The organism is Dapis brunnea BLCC-M229 (assembly GCF_050015995.1).
In the GTDB taxonomy this organism is placed as follows: domain Bacteria; phylum Cyanobacteriota; class Cyanobacteriia; order Cyanobacteriales; family Microcoleaceae; genus Trichodesmium.
Genome location: NZ_JBNHEP010000223.1, coordinates 66,418 through 82,316 on the forward strand (window position 1 = coordinate 66,418; position 15,899 = coordinate 82,316).

Here is a 15,899-nt window from a genome sequence, read left to right on the forward strand (position 1 = left end):
AGCTGGCACTATTTTTGAAGGAAAAAAGCTAAAGCTTTTTTCTATCAATGGTTTTATAGTTAATCAGCAAGCCCTAATTCATTGTTAATTATTAAATAATTCAGGTTGAAAGTCAATCCTCTTATTTTTAAGAACAGGTAATTGTTAATTGCTGAACCATAACTACTGTGAAGATTGATAGTAAGATGGGGTGAGATAGAATCCGGTAATACAGTATATGTTTATAATTCTATAATTACTTCAATCTCCCCATCTCCCCATCTCCCCACTCCCTAAAACAAATTATTCGCAAAATATTTTTTGCACCTGTGGTTGTTCTCTGACAAAATCTAGTCCTCTTTTAGCAAATTCTATAGCCTCTACAAAAAATGTTTCAATACCTTTAGCATCAATGACAATTTTATCAGTCCATTTAAAGTTTTGTACCAGTTCTAAAAATGATACTTCTCCATCAGCAATAATTTTATTAACTGCCTCAATAAGATCGTTAGTTACCGTCGCTACATTACTATTCGGAGAAAAATAGCGACTAAATTCTTCAATAGCAAGTTCACCATAACGTGATTCTAATAATTTATTGACAAAATCGGGTTTAACCTCTAATTTATAACTTAAAATTTCTTGAACTTTATCTATATTTTCCTGACTAGCATTAGCTGTTAAAAATAGTGACTTTAATTGCTCAGACTGTTCTCCTGTATTGGCAAATTTCACTAAATCAGAAATAGCTATAGGTATATTAATCGATTCATAAGTAATCTTAATTTCATCTATCGCATCTGCTGGTTGAGAAGTAAAGATTAAAATACTAGAAATAATTGTTAAAATTCCTGCCAAAGAAATGTAGAAAAACTTTGATAATCCTTTACTGAAACCAGTAAATTTGAATAATTTGTTCTTCAATACCCCTAAATTTAAAATATTTTTCATTCTGCTCTTCCTCACAATTTAATGGCTAGATTTGTTCAATGGTTTTTTGGTCTTATATCTAAGGTCTGAAATATTAGATATCAAGTTCCCCAGAGCTAATTTATTAAAGATGATATAAAGAGAGCCTGATAGAGCTAAGTTTAATATTTAGTTTATCAATCAACTCCGAGATCGGAAATATTCAGTTATAGATTTTGGCTAATTCTATCCAGTAATTGTCTAATTATCTCTACATCATCAGCTTGAGGAAAATTCACTAGATAAGTTTCTAAATCTTGACGAGCTTCTGTCCAAAGATTTAGCTGATAATATAATACGCCTCGGTCTCGTTTTTCCATAACTGCATTTGGAAATAATAGTAAAATCCGATCGATGGCTGCAATAGCTTTTAACCCCTCATTTCGGTTCAAATAAATTGCTTTAAGATTTGTCAACATTCGTGTTAAAAACTGTTTATTACTTACAGTTGCCAAAAACTGAGGTTGTAGTTCCACTGGTTGACCATAAATTTTGGCCAACTGTTCTTGACAATCTTGAGGAAAAAGAATTTCACCTTGGTTAAAAGCATCTACATATATACCAACTTCTTCAAAATTAGGTCGAATTAAGAAATGTCCTGGCATTCCAATACCCACCATGGGAAAATTAATTCTTTTAGCAATTTCTAGATAAACTAGGGATAAAGTAATCGGAATTCCAGTGCGTCTTTCAATTACTTGATTCAGACAACTATTCCTTGGGTCATAATAATCAATAGTATTTCCAGTAAAACCTAAATCATTATAAAGATAGTTATTAATACTCTTAATAATTCGTAAAGGATAGAGAGTTTCTGGTAATGTTTCTTGGACTTCATTTGCCATTGTATCAAGAGCATTTAGATACTCATCTGGGTCAAATTTTTGGTCATCTTCCAAAGCTAAATAAAGAGCAGCTTTAGCTAAATCTATTTTTTCATCGGATTTGTTAATTTCTGAATAAAATAACTCTCTATATGGGGAACAATTCATATTAGTACCTAGTCATTATTTCGCTTATCAGTTATCAGTACCTCCTATATAAAGAGGAGACTTGAGAGGGAAATTTTTCACTCAGAATTAAAATTACAGCAGTTTCCTACTTGATAAAAAAGTAGATATGTTGATGGTGTTAGGGAGCATAAAAGACGGGTCAGAGGATAGGGAACAAGCAAAAAATATTTACCCCGTTAGTTGTACCACATTAATCACCGATAGGGGAACTATCGAATTTGCGACGTATAGTCAGGAATTAGAATAGTTTGGGAAAATTTACTCATTCCAAATATTTTAAGTTTAATTTTGCTTACCTACTTCGTTAAATTTATAATCTAGTAATTGATAAAAATGTATTTTTTTTGTTCGTTGCTGTTTGGTTATTTTCCAGAATTAGAAAATAGAGTAATCGGCTAATTTAGTATAACTTGATTTATCCTTCTCTATCAGATATTTAGGTATCAGTTTATCAGTCAACAGTTAATATTTTTTCATTTTTATAATTTCTGAAAAAACATTGAATTCATTGCTTTTTCCTTCTTCTTTATTCCGTTAAACTGAAATAACTATATTTTATATTACCTCTTCCTTTCTGCCAAAATATTGAATTTATTTCTTCTTCCCTCTTATACTATTTATCAAAAACTTCTCTACATTTTCTTGAGTAGGGAAGTAGGGGAGTGGGGGAGAGATAAATATGAGAATAATTAATACAAAATGTCTAATACTTATCAAAAAAGTTATTCTGTCTGTGTTAAATACTTAATAACTGAAGTAGCATCAAATTATAGCATTAATGCATAATGAATAATTATACCATTTTGAAAAAAGAATGTTACAAATACTTGGATGCGATCACTTTTGAAATATTGGATACTGACAGGCGATGTAGCTACGCTAGGCTGCGCCAACGTACCTAAATATTGGCCATTGATCAAGCATTAACAATAAATTCCCATCCAGTTATTCCAGCTACTACTTTTTGGGTTAACTTGTTTAAACTTTTAGTCAGAGCATTTTGTAATACCAATTTACTTTAAAAATGTCACAAATAGTTCCAAACTTCAGATGATAAATAATTGCCTGAAATTACGGTAGCATCAAAGTTTTGAACCTACAAAATCTTACTTTTTACTTTTTACTTCCGTGAAACGGTATTACCTCTTCCTTCTTGCCTTTTCCTTCAAATTCCGTGACTTTTTCCAATAACCCAATGTCGCCGAAAGAAACGAGCTAAAGCTGATTCTTCTAAAGATAAATAAATTGGTCTACCGTGGGGACAAGTACGAGGGTTACGAGTAAGTTGCCATTTATTTAATAAACTTTGCATTTCTGGTAGACTTAAAGGAGTTCCATTTCTAATAGCACTACGACAAGAAGTAGCTACTTTAGCAGATTCTAGATCGCCTCCTTTACTCAGTTCAATTAAAGCATCAGCAGTGTCATTTCTTTTGGCTAACATTTCAGGAGCAGTGCGAGCTGCCCAAATAGAATCTCCGAAAATTTCCACCTCTATATTTAAGCGTTGAAGTTGTTCTATTTGAGCGGAGGATAAATGATGCAAAATAATCGGAGTTTCCAAAGAAGTTATTTGCCAAGCATCGCATAATTCTTCATATAAAATTCTTTCGTGGGCAATATGTTGTTCTATCAACCAAATTCCACTGGGATGTTCCGCTACTATATAAGTATTATGTAATTGAGCGATCGCTTTTAATTCTATTAGTCCTAATTCTCGATCTTTTTCTTCTGTATTTTCTGGGGAAATTTCTATAGAGCGACGAGTTTGATAATTGCCTGTATTTTCTGAGACTTTTAATATTTTTTCTACTCTTTCTGACAATGGAAATTCTGGCATTATATCCGCACTAAATTGTAATGCTTTACCAATTGCTAGATTGATTTGTTGTTGCCAAAATTTCAAATTATCTAGATAAATTTCAGTTTTCGCTGGATGACGGTTCCAGTTAATTTGATAGGGAAAAATTTGTAAATGAACAAAACAAATAGGATAGCGATCGCGAGGGCAAGTTCTCGCCAAAGAGCTAATAATTGTTTGTTCTAATTCTGGGACTTTTACCACCCTACCATTAATAGCAACTTTCACCCAATCAGGTCGTCTCCGATGACATCTATCTGGCAAACCTAAGACTAATTCTAATGATTGTCTATCCAAAAATTGAGAATCTTGATATTGGGAAAAGTTTGATGTTTCGATATTTAATTCTTTTGCTTCCTCCTCATCAATTTCTTGTTGAATATACTGTAAATCATTCAACCTTACTGTCGATAAAATTTGAGGTAAAATTTGTTTTGCTGTAGCACCAGGACTAATTTGTATCCATAATTTACTACCCTGCCAAACTTGCCAAGTAACATCAGGATAACAAAGCGCTATTTGATAAATAATTAATTGTATGCCTCGCATTTGTTGGGCAGGAGAAGGCATTCCTTGGCGGCGTACAGGCCATTTCCCAAACAGATTAGAAACTTTAACAATAGTACCAGGAGCAATGGCAACCCTTTCAACTTCAACAGCTTTTCCTTCCTGGTTATAAACAACTCGCCAACCTTCATTTTCATTCTCTGAAAGAGGCGACTTAGGACGACTTAATATTTCTAAATTTGAGAGATTAGCTAAACTATGAAGTGCCTCTCCACGAAATCCTAAACTGGTAATTTTTGTAAGGTCTTGAAGATTAGTAATTTTGCTCGTACTATGAGGATTTGCTGCTTGTTTTAAATTAGCTAAATTCATACCCATACCATTATCAGAAATTTGTACTCGCCACTGTTCAGAAATGATAGAAATTATGATGCGAGTTGCACCAGCATCAAGAGAATTTTCTACTAATTCTCGTACTACTGCCGCTAAAGAATCAATCACTTCTCCAGCAGCAATTAAATTGACAACTTCTTTCGGTAAAGTTTGAATTTTAGATTGCATTTGTAGACACAAATTTAGCCACGGATGTACGGATTAGTGCAGCAGGGTGCGTTTTGCTGCACAACATGAAATATAAACATATTTTAAATAGTTTGGATAAATATAATTTGATAGTATATTATGTTCATAACTACTATAACTATATAAGAGCATAAAATTTATGTCAAATAATAATGATTTAATTATACTTGATCAAATTATTGAAGAGAAAATTAATGACACATTATCTAACAATTCAAAAGAAGATTTTTTTGAATTATTCTCTTTTGAACAATCCTTAAAAGAGTATGATTTATCTAATGAAGAAATAGATTCTGGTAGAGTAGATGGAGGTAATGACGGAGGTATAGATGGTTTTTTTGTTTTTGTAAACGATGAACTATTTTATGAACTTCCTTCATTAGAGGATATTAAAAATATTAAAAATATTACCCGAAAACCACAAATAGAAGTTTACTTAATTCAAACCAAAACATCGAAATCATTTCAAGAGACAGCCATAGATAAGCTTATTGTCACTACACAAAAACTATTTGATTTATCCCTAGACATAAAAAATCTAGAAAATATTTATAATGATATGCTTCTAGAGAAGATAGAAATATTCCATACACTATATAGAAATTTAGCTAGTAAGCATCCAAGCTTAAAAATTAATTATATCTATGCAAGCAAAGGGGATACGTCACAAATTAATAGCCAAGTAAAGTTTAAAGTTGAAACACTAAAAGAGCAAACAAAAAAATGTTTTTCATCTTCTGAGGTAGAATTTAAGTTTATCGGTGCCAGTGAACTACTTAAAATATCTAGGAAAGAGAAAAGCTATAATTTAGAATTAAAGTTTATAGAAAATTATATATCTAGGTTAGATAACAATTCAGATAATAATTTAAACAAAGGTTACATTATTCTCTCTAAGCTTAAAGACTACTATCAATTTGTGACTGATGAACAAGGTAATTTACGAAAGTATATATTTGAGTCAAATGTGCGAGATTATCAAGGTAATAATATAGAGGTTAACAAGGATATTAGAAACTCTCTTGATTCCCCTCATAAAGATATAGATTTTTGGTGGTTGAATAATGGCATAACTATACTAGCATCTAATGGAACAACTAAAGGAAAAGTCATTAGCCTTGATGATGTTCAAATAGTAAATGGTCTACAAACAACGACAATTTTATATCAATACATGAATGTTTTAAATAAAAAGAATAATAACGAAAAATCAAGCGTTTGGAACAATCAAGATGACAGAGCAATACTAATTAAAATCATCTTTACAGAATACCAGGAATCTAGAGATCAAATTATTAAAGCAACTAATTTTCAAACTCCGATTCAAGCATCTTCTTTAAGAGCTACTGATTCTATCCAGAGAAATATAGAAGATTACTTTTTACGACACGACTTATTTTATGATCGTCGGAAAAATTTTTATAAAAATACAGGTAAACATTCTAAAAAAATAGTGGGAATTCCTTATTTAGCTCAGGCAATAACTTCTATTGTTTTTCGTGAACCACATAGAGCAGCATCTAGCCCAAACACAATAATCAAAGCGGATAATAACTATAAAAAAGTATTTAATGAATCGATAAATATGAAAATTTACTTCTTTTGTGCTAAATTAGTAAAAACAATAGAAGATTGTATTAGTTCGCCAGATTTTTCAGAAGTAAAGAATTGTCTAAAGAATCAGTCTCTTAAGAAGTCTAAAACAACAATTAGAACTTTAAAATTCCACATTGCAATGCTATTTACTATCAGACAACTAAAAACAGCAATTTATCAAGTAAAAGATGTAGAATAATTAAGCTTACCCGAAGATAGTAAAGTTATTTTTAAAGTGATTAAAGAAATTGATACTTGGACAGATGAGTATTTGAACACTTCAGAGGACTATCCTTCTTTAAATAAAGCAATTAAACGCAAAGATTTTACAGATTTTCTAGTAAATAAAGTTAATTAATCATTCGATTTGATTGGCAAAACCATAGCATTACTGGGGGAGCAAAATGTTGAAAGTTTGTATCAATCTCCCAATATTTCATCAACAGTAAAAGTTACATTAGGCAAAGCTTGAATTGTCACAGTTTCACCCCTTTGAAAAGTCTGCACAATTTCATAACCATTCGCAGTAGGTTGTCGGTAAACTTCCAGACATTCTTCAGTCAGATTCACCAACCAAACTTCAACAATGTTATTCTCAGCATATAAAGGAACTTTTATTTCTCGGTCATATTTAATTGTTGTATCTGACACTTCTATAAGGAGAAATACATTTTCTGGTTGAGGTTGTTGAGTCCGATAAAAATCTGGTCGTCGTTGCAGCAAACTTATATCTGGTTGTGGTTCAGAAGTATTATTCAATCTTACAGGATCTTGAATTCCCACAGTAACAGTTTTTCCTAAACGCAAAAAGAAAAGTTCGTTCAGACATTTCACACAAGCGGGGTGACGAATACCCATAGGGGACATTTTGATAATTTCTCCTCGGATTAGTTCTACTCGTTCATTTTCAGTTAATATTCCTGCTTCCAGCATTTTATAACATTCATCTACAGTAAATAGTCGTCGCAATAATTCTACAGCCATTATTAATTAACTCCTTGAAAATAATCCTATGAATTTGTTTGTATGAAAAATTATATTTACTCTAAATATTCTAACTGAAAATTTCTGTTAATCTCCCAATATTTCATCAACAGTAAAAGTTACATTAGGCAAAGCTTGAATAGTCAAACTTTCACCCTTTTGAAAAGTCTGCACAGTCTGATAACCATTCGCCGTAGGTTGTCGGTAAACTTCCAGACATTTTTCAGTCAGATTCACCAACCAAACTTCAACAATATTATTCTCAGCATATAAAGGAACTTTTACTTCTCGGTCATATTTAATAGTTGTATCTGAAACTTCTATAAGGAGAAATACATTTTCTGGTTGAGGTAGTTGAGTCTCATAAAAATCTGGTCGTCGTTGCAACAAACTTACATCTGGTTGTGGTTCAGAAGTATTATTCAATCTTACAGGAACTTGAATTCCGATAGTAACAGTCTGTGCTAAACGTAAAAAGAACAGTTCGTTAAGACGATTCAGACGACCTGCATGATGATAACCCATAGGGGACATATTTATAATTTCTCCTCTGATTAATTCTACTCGTTCATTTTCATTAAATACTCCTGCTTCCAGCATTTTATAATACTGCTCTACAGTAAATAGTCGTCGCAATAATTGTACAGACATTATCAACTCCTTAAAAATACTTAATAGCTAAACATTTGCGAGGATTAAACAACAACTTCCACTAATTCATAATGTAATCGCATTATTTGATTACCTGAAATAGTTTCCATGGCATAAGTTGTTCCATCATTATCAGAAAAATCTACTTCAAAAACATTATTATTGTATTCCATAACAATTGTTTCTACTTGTCTTCTATATAAAATAATAGATTCTCCTGTTTCAAAATGAGTTGTTTGTCTATCCTCAGTTAATGCAACTATATCTAATTCTTGTAATTCAGTCATAATTATAACTCATATAGAATCCGGTTGAACAGTTGTCATTGCGACGGAAGGAAGCAATCTCCGTGCATCCCTGAGATTGCTTCCTTCCACTCCGTTCCAGTCGCAATGACTTGGCTATAGTAATTATCAGGATTTTATATCACCTACTAACAGAATAACAATTTGTTAATCTCGGAAAATCTTCTCCTGTACGAATTATCCAGGCAACTAAAATCAGAGATTCTCCTAAAAACTTCTGATTTCTGACTTCTGACTTCTGACTTCGTTAACCTGCGCTACACCTTACTCAATACCAAAGTAGCATTTTGCCCCCCAAACCCAAAACTCAAACATAAAACATTTTCCACCTGAGACTCACGAGCAAACCTAACCAAGTCTAAGTCAAATTCTGCCTCATTTAATCCCACACAAGGAGGCAAAATCTGATGTTCCATCGCCATCAAACAAAATGCAGCACCCAATGCTCCAGATGCTCCCAAAGTATGACCCGTCGCTCCCTTTGTCGAACTAACTGCCACTTTCTGAGGAAAAATTTTCTTAATTAAATTAGCTTCGTGGCGATCGTTTAATTGAGTTGCCGTTCCGTGACCATGAACATAGTCAATATCTTCAGCAGATAAACCACTTCTTTCCAAACATTGAGCGATCGCCAACATTGCACTTTTGCCACTCAAATCCGGCGCATTACCATAAGTTGCATCATTTGTCAAACCTAAACCTCGAATTTGACCATAAATTTTAGCGGATCTTTGCCGTGCAAATTCAGCAGACTCTAATACCAAAATAGCTGCTCCTTCCCCCAAAACTAACCCCTCCCGACTGCGGTCAAAAGGATAAGCACCTGTTTGAGCCAAAGCTCCCATTTTCCGAAATCCTGCTATAGTAAGAGGTGTAATAGGAGATTCCACAGCACCCGCAATCACCTGTTGACATTGACCCATTTCAATTAACTCTACAGCACGAGCGATCGCCCATATACCCGTCGCACAAGCAGCCATTGGAGCCAAAACAGTGCCTTTTGTACCGATATGATTTGCAGTCAGAATAGCAGGTTGATGTGGCAACAGCTCGATAAATGAACTGCAATCTTTTTCCAGATTATTTGGCTGACTATTTCCAGTAAACTGCTTTTTTGCCAATTTTTCCAGCATACCTTGATAGCCACGACTCGAACCTATGACTACACCACATTCAGGTAGTGGAAGAGTCAAACCCGAAGATTTGACAGGAGTTTCCACAACTTGCTTAGTTAACCTAGTTAAATCAACAGGTTGAGAATCAATTATACCCAAGGGTAGGGGAGGTAGTTCTGCAAAAGGTTGATGTAACTTAATAGCAGACCTACCCTTGAGTAACTTTTCCCAACTTTGATGGAGGTTTCCCAAAGCAGAAGCTAGACCAATACCCGTAACTACAACTTTCACAGTTAAGTTATGATCCGCTAGTATTAGTTTTTATGCTTAAATTTTCCAGACCCTCAACCACTTTAGCTGACTCAATGCGATCGCCAGCTTCTATTTGATCGACAACTTCTTTCATCCCTTGTGTGACATACCCGAATACTGCATAGTTACCATCCAGGAAAGGAAGGTCAGTTAAAGCAAAATAAAATTGGGAAGAAGCAGAGTCAGGAGGCTGAGAGCGAGCCATTGCTACAGCACCTCTTGTATGAGGTAAAACAGGTTGCTGCTGAATACCAACATTTTCAAAAGTTTTGCTGTAAACTGGTTCACTAGCTTCTTGAGGTTTAATTTCTAGAGGAATATAACGCCTAGTAGAAGTTTGTGGATCGATAAAACCTCCTGTACCTAAATTATTTAAGGGAACATTGAGGTCTTTACTTTGAGGGTCGCCACCCTGAACTACAAAAGGTTGAGGTTCACGCACTACCCGGTGAAATGCTAACCCATCATAAACCCCTTTTTGAACTAGATCCACAAAATTACCTGCTGTAATAGGTGCGTTCATACCATCTACTTCTATTGTTATAGGAGATCCATTAACAGTCATTACTACTGTTGCTTTACCGTTGAGCTTAGGCAAGTAACTATACTTAACAGCTAGTTGTGTTTGACTTGATGGAGTTGGGGTAGAAACTTCCGTATTAGGAACTGAGATGGCACTACATCCTGTCACTAAAAAAGTTGCAACTACCAACAGTAGCAATAACCACTGGCTGATTTTTCTTTGCATTTTCACTCACAATTCTATGTTAATTTTTTTAAGACTCTCATCGTTAAATCAAAAATTATAACGGGAGATTCTTGTTTGACTGAGGCAACGCTAAGCATTTCATGCGCACATTTTTAAATGTTCAAACTAAGTCAGGGATTACTTCTAACTTCTAACTTCTGACTTTTGACTTCTACTATAGCCCCTCCAAAGGAACTTGGAGAAACTTTGCGAGTTGAGCAGCTTCATTTTCCAATTTAGACAAGGCTAATGGCTGACCTACACGGGTAAGAGGTATTTGCCGACTATCTTTGAGGCGGAGATATATAGCTCTACGAGGATTGAGACCTTCTTTAATATCTACTTTAATCGATTGGACATTTTCTGTAGTACAATTAAATTCTACTTTACGGTTCTTACCAGGAAATCCCCAGCGAAAAATCATAATCTGGCCTTTGTCTTGGTTAAATTCATTATAGCCACCGCCAATGTCCCAAAGAATAGTTAACCACAAAAAAATGCCATATAGTGTACCAATCAGGCCATAAAATCCCATAGCTATTCCTTGGGGTAAGAAATTGAGTTGGCTAGGGTCGGCAACAAGTAACAGGTTAACTTTGAGATAGCTAGAGATCCCTGATAAGAGGAAACCAATACCTCCCATACTGACAATTACAGCCCAGAAGTAATTACTCAGACGACGAGACCCAATAATTGGTTGATGCAGTAGGCCATTGCCTATTGAAGCTTGAGTAGTCATAAATCCTCTATGGTTATTAATTCTAAATTTTAAAATTTTTTCGACTCATATAATAAATATCTAAAATCTAAAGTAGAGTTTAAATAAATTTAAGGTACTAGGGATAGACGATAATTGCAAAATTTATTAAACCTATATATACTTATGTTAACTTGCTTAATAAAACAAACTTTTTGATCAAAGCAAGATAGTTGACTTAGTTGACATTACGTCATCTGGCTTTATTATGCGATAGTTATTCAAAGTAATGAAGCGGATAGATTTTCTCCATCTGCTAGGACTTGTTCTAGCTGGACTCATGTAATGGATATGCTATGAAGTAGGATCATCTTTAGATAGCCCAGAATGTGATATATCTATAGAGGGCGTATAAGAAGCAAGTCAAGTATATATTTGAGATATGCGGTTTCAGTAGGGAAACGAGACTTAAATGCTAGTTTAAATCTAGCTAGGGCGGTCAGTGAGAGCTACGCTCCGCTGACGCGAACGACCGTGACAGCTTGTGGACTGGATAACGCCGACGTTGCCAGGTAGAAACAAGAATAGAAAAGATTATTTATAGAAAATCATAGATTTGTATAGATAATCATAAGTTTCTAAGAATGGCTTATGACTTCGTATCCTAGGAGTTACGGGCATTAGAAGACCCATCGTTTGAAACATTTTATACCAAAAACATTTTGCTGAACAAGGCTATCCGAGCTTGGATGGCTCCTGTAGATCAGCTAGATCAAAACTTTATATTCCTTTAGGAGGTTCTAATAGGTGGTAACACTCTCTGATTCTATGATGGGAGGCCGTGATATAGAATCAACAGGCTTTGCCTGGTGGTCTGGAAACGCCCGTCTAATTAATCTATCTGGTAGACTACTGGGCGCTCATGTTGCTCACGCAGGTCTAATTGTATTCTGGGCTGGAGCAATGACTTTGTTTGAAGTTGCTCACTATGTACCAGAAAAGCCAATGTATGAGCAAGGCTTAATTCTCATGCCCCACGTTGCTACTATCGGCTGGGGTGTGGGTCCTGGTGGTGAAATAGTTGACATCTTTCCATTCTTTGTAGTAGGTGTTTTACACCTAATCTCATCTGCTGTTCTTGGTTTAGGCGGTATCTATCATGCCGTTCGTGGCCCAGAAACTTTAGAAGAATATTCTTCTTTCTTCGGATATGACTGGAAAGATAAGAACCAGATGACTAACATCATTGGCTACCACTTAATCCTATTGGGTTGTGGCGCACTTTTGTTAGTTTTTAAGGCCATGTTCTTTGGTGGTGTATATGATACTTGGGCACCTGGTGGTGGTGATGTACGGGTAATTACTAACCCTACTCTTAATCCTGCTGTTATCTTTGGTTATTTAGTTAAGGCACCTTTTGGTGGTGAAGGCTGGATAATTGGAGTTGACAACATGGAAGATATTATCGGCGGTCATATCTGGATCGGTCTGACTTGTATCTTTGGTGGTGTTTGGCATATTTTCACTAAGCCTTTCGGTTGGGCACGTCGCGCTTTCATCTGGTCTGGAGAAGCTTATCTCTCCTACAGTTTGGGCGCTCTATCTTTGATGGGTTTAATTGCTGCCTGTTTCGTATGGTTTAACAACACTGCTTATCCTAGCGAATTCTACGGCCCTACTAATGCTGAAGCTTCTCAAGCTCAGTCTTTTGTATTCTTAGTTCGTGACCAAAAATTAGGTGCTAATATTGGTTCTGCTCAAGGTCCTACTGGTCTTGGTAAGTACCTCATGCGCTCTCCTACTGGTGAAATTATCTTCGGTGGTGAAACTATGCGTTTCTGGGACTTCCGTGGTCCTTGGTTAGAGCCTCTTCGTGGTCCTAATGGTCTAGACTTGAACAAATTAAAGAACGACATTCAGCCTTGGCAAGTTCGTCGTGCTGCTGAGTACATGACTCATGCTCCTAATGGTTCTATCAACTCTGTAGGTGGAATTATTACTGATATTAACGGGTTCAACTATGTTAACCCTCGTGCTTGGTTAGCTGCTGCTCACTTCATTCTTGGTTTCTTCTTCTTAATTGGTCACTTATGGCACGCAGGTCGCGCTCGTGCTGCTGAGGGTGGTTTTGAGAAAGGTCTTGACCGTGAGACTGAACCAGTGCTATCTATGCCTAACCTTGACTAATATCTAGTCACTGTATTGAGCTAGTTTATTGCTAAAATTATTTAAAGACCTTGCCTAATTTGGGTGAGGTTTTTATTTTTTTATGTAATAGGGTGTCTAGCTTGAAAATGTGGTTCAATAATTAATAATTAACAATTAATAATTAATAATTACCTCTTCTGTAATAGAAGGATTGGCTAAAAGGAATTTTTTTCTTTTCTTGGTCGATTGGATATGGCGTTTCGCTGCGCGACATGAAAAGCGTTCGCGGCTTTGTAAGAGCGGGAAACCTCGCCATCCCATCTACCAGGTCATGCTCCGCAAACGACCGCTTTCTTGGTCGATTGGATATACCGAAGAGACTTCGGCATCCCATCCTAACGGACTGCTCCGCAAACGACCGCTTTTTCTACATGAATGGAGAGGCTTTATACCTTTATTTTTCGGTAAAAAAACCTACAGCGGTTTTCCTGCACGTTAGACCACAGTAGGGACGTTGCATGCAACGTCCCTACAAGGTTTTGGTTATGGCGATGTGGTTCGTCAATTTGAAAAGCACTGTAACCCCCCAACCCCCTTCCTATCCCCCCTTGCCCCCCTTTGAAAGCTATCCCTTATAAGGAACTCCTGAAACCCTGTGGATGAGGGAGTGGGGAGATGGGAAGATGGGGGGAGAAAAGCCTCTAATTAAATAGGTTTACTCTCCGGAAATGTCCATTGCATAACTTCTCTTTTTTGTCAAATTTTATGTTAAGAAAGATGTTTATAAAGCATAGCTTTGAAAGGGGGAAGGAGGGAAGGGGAATATCTCTCCCCTCTCGGAGCAGGAGAGGGTTTGGGGAAGAGGTCTTCCGTGGTTGGTAACTCGTTACTGACGATTTTAGTCTAGACACCCTAGTAAGTTGAGAAACTGATAAATATGAAGATAGAATTGCCGAATATATCTGAAAGTTTTAATCAGACTAAAGATTTTTTAGTTGAGAAAACTGATAAAGCAAAAGATTATATTTATGAAAAAACAGAAGCAGCTAAAAACTCTTTATCTGAATTAGCGAATCAATCAGTTAGTAGTATTAGTGAAGCAAAAAATCAAAGTGTTGAAGTTATTTCTCAAACTACTAACAGTGCTGTAAGTAGTTTTTCAGAAATAACTGCACAGACAAGGGAATTTTTTGCTGAAACAACTCAAAAATTGACTGATACTGCTACTACTACAACTAACCAAGCTGTGAAAAGTGTAGGTGAAGTTACTGATAATATAATGCAAACAAGGAAAAGCTTTAGTTATCTAGTTACTGAAGTTATTCAAAATTATTTTTCTCCTGCTATTATAGAGTGGGTCGAATCTAATCCTTTGATGGTTTGGTTATTAAATCATCCTTTAATTATATTAGCAGTTGGTTTGTTATTAATATTTATACTGTTAGGATTTTTGCAAGTAGTTAGTGATTTAGGTAAGTCATTATTTTTATTTATTTTAACTAGCCCCTTCAAAGTTTTTAAGAGTATTTGGAGCTTAAGTAATAAATCTACTTCTAAAAAATTTTCTAACGGAACTGATTTAGGTAAAAATTTAACATTAATAGATTCTTCAAATAAAATTATAAATAATCGCCAGAGACTAATGCAGATTTTGACTAGGTTGGAAAAAATCAAAAAGGAACAAGATTTACTTTTACAAGAAGCTTCAGAAATTATTAAATCTCAATCAAAATTTAAGTAATACCGTTTCACGGAAGTTAAAAGCGAGTGCTAATTGGTGAGGTTTCCATTTCCTGCGGAAATGCTCCGCGAACAGAATGTAAGATCCACATCTGACAGTCAAAAGTAATTAATTAAGATTTTATAGGCTCAAAACTTTGACACGCTCAGTAATTTCAGGAAATTATTTCACTTATGTAGTTTGAAACTATTTGTGACACCTTTAAAGTGAATTGGTAGAAAATTTATACTAATTTAATTTAGTTGTAGTTTCTCAAAGTGATAGTGGTCATTTGTGTGACAATTGATGCCTCAAAAATTTTTTTTGACTGTATAGAACCCATTTGGTATCTTTGTCAGCAATTAGATTTTTTACCAGGAGTCAGGAGTCAGGAGTTAGGAGTTAGGAGTTAGGAATTAGGAATTAGGAGGACAGAATCAGAAGATGGAGGGAAAACATAAGAGAAAAAGGTTGAAAAATACTCCCCACCTCCCTATCTCTTTTTAGAGGTTGGTAAATCAAGAGATGAAACTTTAAGAGTAATCTGTTTCTAATACCTCTAAATATTTAACCAGAGTAAGTGATGGGTCTCACCCCTAGTAGAAAATCATCCCACCAATTACCAACGCCTCTTTTTAAATATATCTCAAATGGGTTCTATATAAAGAAAAAGTTGATTTTATTCAGAAGTAAATTCTTGCTAGATAAAATT

12 protein-coding genes and 1 pseudogene are annotated in these 15,899 nt (G+C 35.1%); 4 read left to right on the plus strand and 9 right to left on the minus strand.

Annotated features, from left to right (window positions below; genetic code table 11):
- Positions 1-282: 282 nt before the first annotated feature.
- The 3 genes from ACP6PM_RS24670 to mutL form a co-directional block, all read right to left on the minus strand.
- The gene (locus ACP6PM_RS24670; RefSeq protein ID WP_426589337.1) at positions 283-930 is read right to left on the minus strand and encodes an alpha/beta hydrolase; all 648 of its coding nucleotides are present in this window, start codon (positions 928-930) and stop codon (positions 283-285) included.
- Positions 931-1,115: 185 nt separating this feature from the next.
- Positions 1,116-1,940, minus strand: a complete 825-nt coding sequence (locus ACP6PM_RS24675) for a SirB1 family protein (protein WP_426589339.1) — start codon at positions 1,938-1,940, stop codon at positions 1,116-1,118.
- Between the two features lie 1,186 nt (positions 1,941-3,126).
- The gene (mutL, locus tag ACP6PM_RS24680) at positions 3,127-4,890 is read right to left on the minus strand and encodes a DNA mismatch repair endonuclease MutL (RefSeq protein ID WP_426589341.1); all 1,764 of its coding nucleotides are present in this window, start codon (positions 4,888-4,890) and stop codon (positions 3,127-3,129) included.
- 160 nt (positions 4,891-5,050) lie between these two features.
- Here mutL and ACP6PM_RS24685 point away from each other — a divergent pair, with 160 nt between their 5' ends.
- Positions 5,051-6,706 (plus strand): AIPR family protein, encoded by a 1,656-nt coding sequence (locus ACP6PM_RS24685; protein ID WP_426589342.1) that lies wholly within the window; start codon positions 5,051-5,053, stop codon positions 6,704-6,706.
- Positions 6,707-6,927: 221 nt separating this feature from the next.
- Here the strand turns inward: ACP6PM_RS24685 and ACP6PM_RS24690 are convergent, their stop codons facing one another.
- The 6 genes from ACP6PM_RS24690 to ACP6PM_RS24715 all read right to left on the minus strand — a co-directional run bounded on the left by ACP6PM_RS24690 (position 6,928) and on the right by ACP6PM_RS24715 (position 11,361).
- Positions 6,928-7,491, minus strand: coding sequence for a Uma2 family endonuclease (locus ACP6PM_RS24690; RefSeq protein WP_426589343.1), 564 nt, complete (start codon positions 7,489-7,491; stop codon positions 6,928-6,930).
- An 87-nt stretch (positions 7,492-7,578) separates the two neighbouring features.
- On the minus strand, positions 7,579-8,142 hold the full coding sequence (locus ACP6PM_RS24695) for a Uma2 family endonuclease (RefSeq protein ID WP_426589345.1): 564 nt from the start codon (positions 8,140-8,142) through the stop codon (positions 7,579-7,581).
- 44 nt (positions 8,143-8,186) lie between these two features.
- On the minus strand, positions 8,187-8,429 hold the full coding sequence (locus ACP6PM_RS24700; RefSeq protein ID WP_426589347.1) for a DUF4926 domain-containing protein: 243 nt from the start codon (positions 8,427-8,429) through the stop codon (positions 8,187-8,189).
- A 275-nt stretch (positions 8,430-8,704) separates the two neighbouring features.
- A complete protein-coding gene (locus ACP6PM_RS24705) occupies positions 8,705-9,853 on the minus strand; it encodes a beta-ketoacyl-ACP synthase (RefSeq protein WP_426589349.1) in 1,149 nt (382 codons plus the stop codon).
- Between the two features lie 7 nt (positions 9,854-9,860).
- A complete protein-coding gene (locus ACP6PM_RS24710; RefSeq protein WP_426589351.1) occupies positions 9,861-10,622 on the minus strand; it encodes a peptidylprolyl isomerase in 762 nt (253 codons plus the stop codon).
- A gap of 175 nt (positions 10,623-10,797) precedes the next feature.
- Positions 10,798-11,361, minus strand: a complete 564-nt coding sequence (locus ACP6PM_RS24715; protein WP_293097523.1) for a photosystem I assembly protein Ycf4 — start codon at positions 11,359-11,361, stop codon at positions 10,798-10,800.
- A 605-nt stretch (positions 11,362-11,966) separates the two neighbouring features.
- Between ACP6PM_RS24715 and ACP6PM_RS24720 the strand changes: the two are divergent.
- The 3 genes and pseudogenes from ACP6PM_RS24720 to ACP6PM_RS24730 form a co-directional block, all read left to right on the plus strand.
- A pseudogene (locus ACP6PM_RS24720) lies at positions 11,967-12,113 on the plus strand (photosystem II D2 protein (photosystem q(a) protein)); the annotation flags it as partial.
- Positions 12,114-12,126: 13 nt separating this feature from the next.
- A complete protein-coding gene (psbC, locus tag ACP6PM_RS24725) occupies positions 12,127-13,506 on the plus strand; it encodes a photosystem II reaction center protein CP43 (RefSeq protein ID WP_426589353.1) in 1,380 nt (459 codons plus the stop codon).
- Positions 13,507-14,404: 898 nt separating this feature from the next.
- On the plus strand, positions 14,405-15,208 hold the full coding sequence (locus ACP6PM_RS24730) for a hypothetical protein (protein ID WP_426589354.1): 804 nt from the start codon (positions 14,405-14,407) through the stop codon (positions 15,206-15,208).
- Positions 15,209-15,899: the final 691 nt, after the last annotated feature.

Excerpts from the sequence above, each read along its gene's own strand:
- ACP6PM_RS24670 (WP_426589337.1), bottom strand. The coding sequence starts at position 930 with ATGAAAAATATTTTAAATTTAGGGGTATTGAAGAACAAATTATTCAAA.
- ACP6PM_RS24675 (WP_426589339.1), bottom strand. The coding sequence starts at position 1,940 with ATGAATTGTTCCCCATATAGAGAGTTATTTTATTCAGAAATTAACAAA.
- mutL (WP_426589341.1), bottom strand. The coding sequence starts at position 4,890 with ATGCAATCTAAAATTCAAACTTTACCGAAAGAAGTTGTCAATTTAATT.
- ACP6PM_RS24685 (WP_426589342.1), top strand. The coding sequence starts at position 5,051 with ATGTCAAATAATAATGATTTAATTATACTTGATCAAATTATTGAAGAG.
- ACP6PM_RS24690 (WP_426589343.1), bottom strand. The coding sequence starts at position 7,491 with ATGGCTGTAGAATTATTGCGACGACTATTTACTGTAGATGAATGTTAT.
- ACP6PM_RS24695 (WP_426589345.1), bottom strand. The coding sequence starts at position 8,142 with ATGTCTGTACAATTATTGCGACGACTATTTACTGTAGAGCAGTATTAT.
- ACP6PM_RS24700 (WP_426589347.1), bottom strand. The coding sequence starts at position 8,429 with ATGACTGAATTACAAGAATTAGATATAGTTGCATTAACTGAGGATAGA.
- ACP6PM_RS24710 (WP_426589351.1), bottom strand. The coding sequence starts at position 10,622 with ATGCAAAGAAAAATCAGCCAGTGGTTATTGCTACTGTTGGTAGTTGCA.
- ACP6PM_RS24715 (WP_293097523.1), bottom strand. The coding sequence starts at position 11,361 with ATGACTACTCAAGCTTCAATAGGCAATGGCCTACTGCATCAACCAATT.
- ACP6PM_RS24730 (WP_426589354.1), top strand. The coding sequence starts at position 14,405 with ATGAAGATAGAATTGCCGAATATATCTGAAAGTTTTAATCAGACTAAA.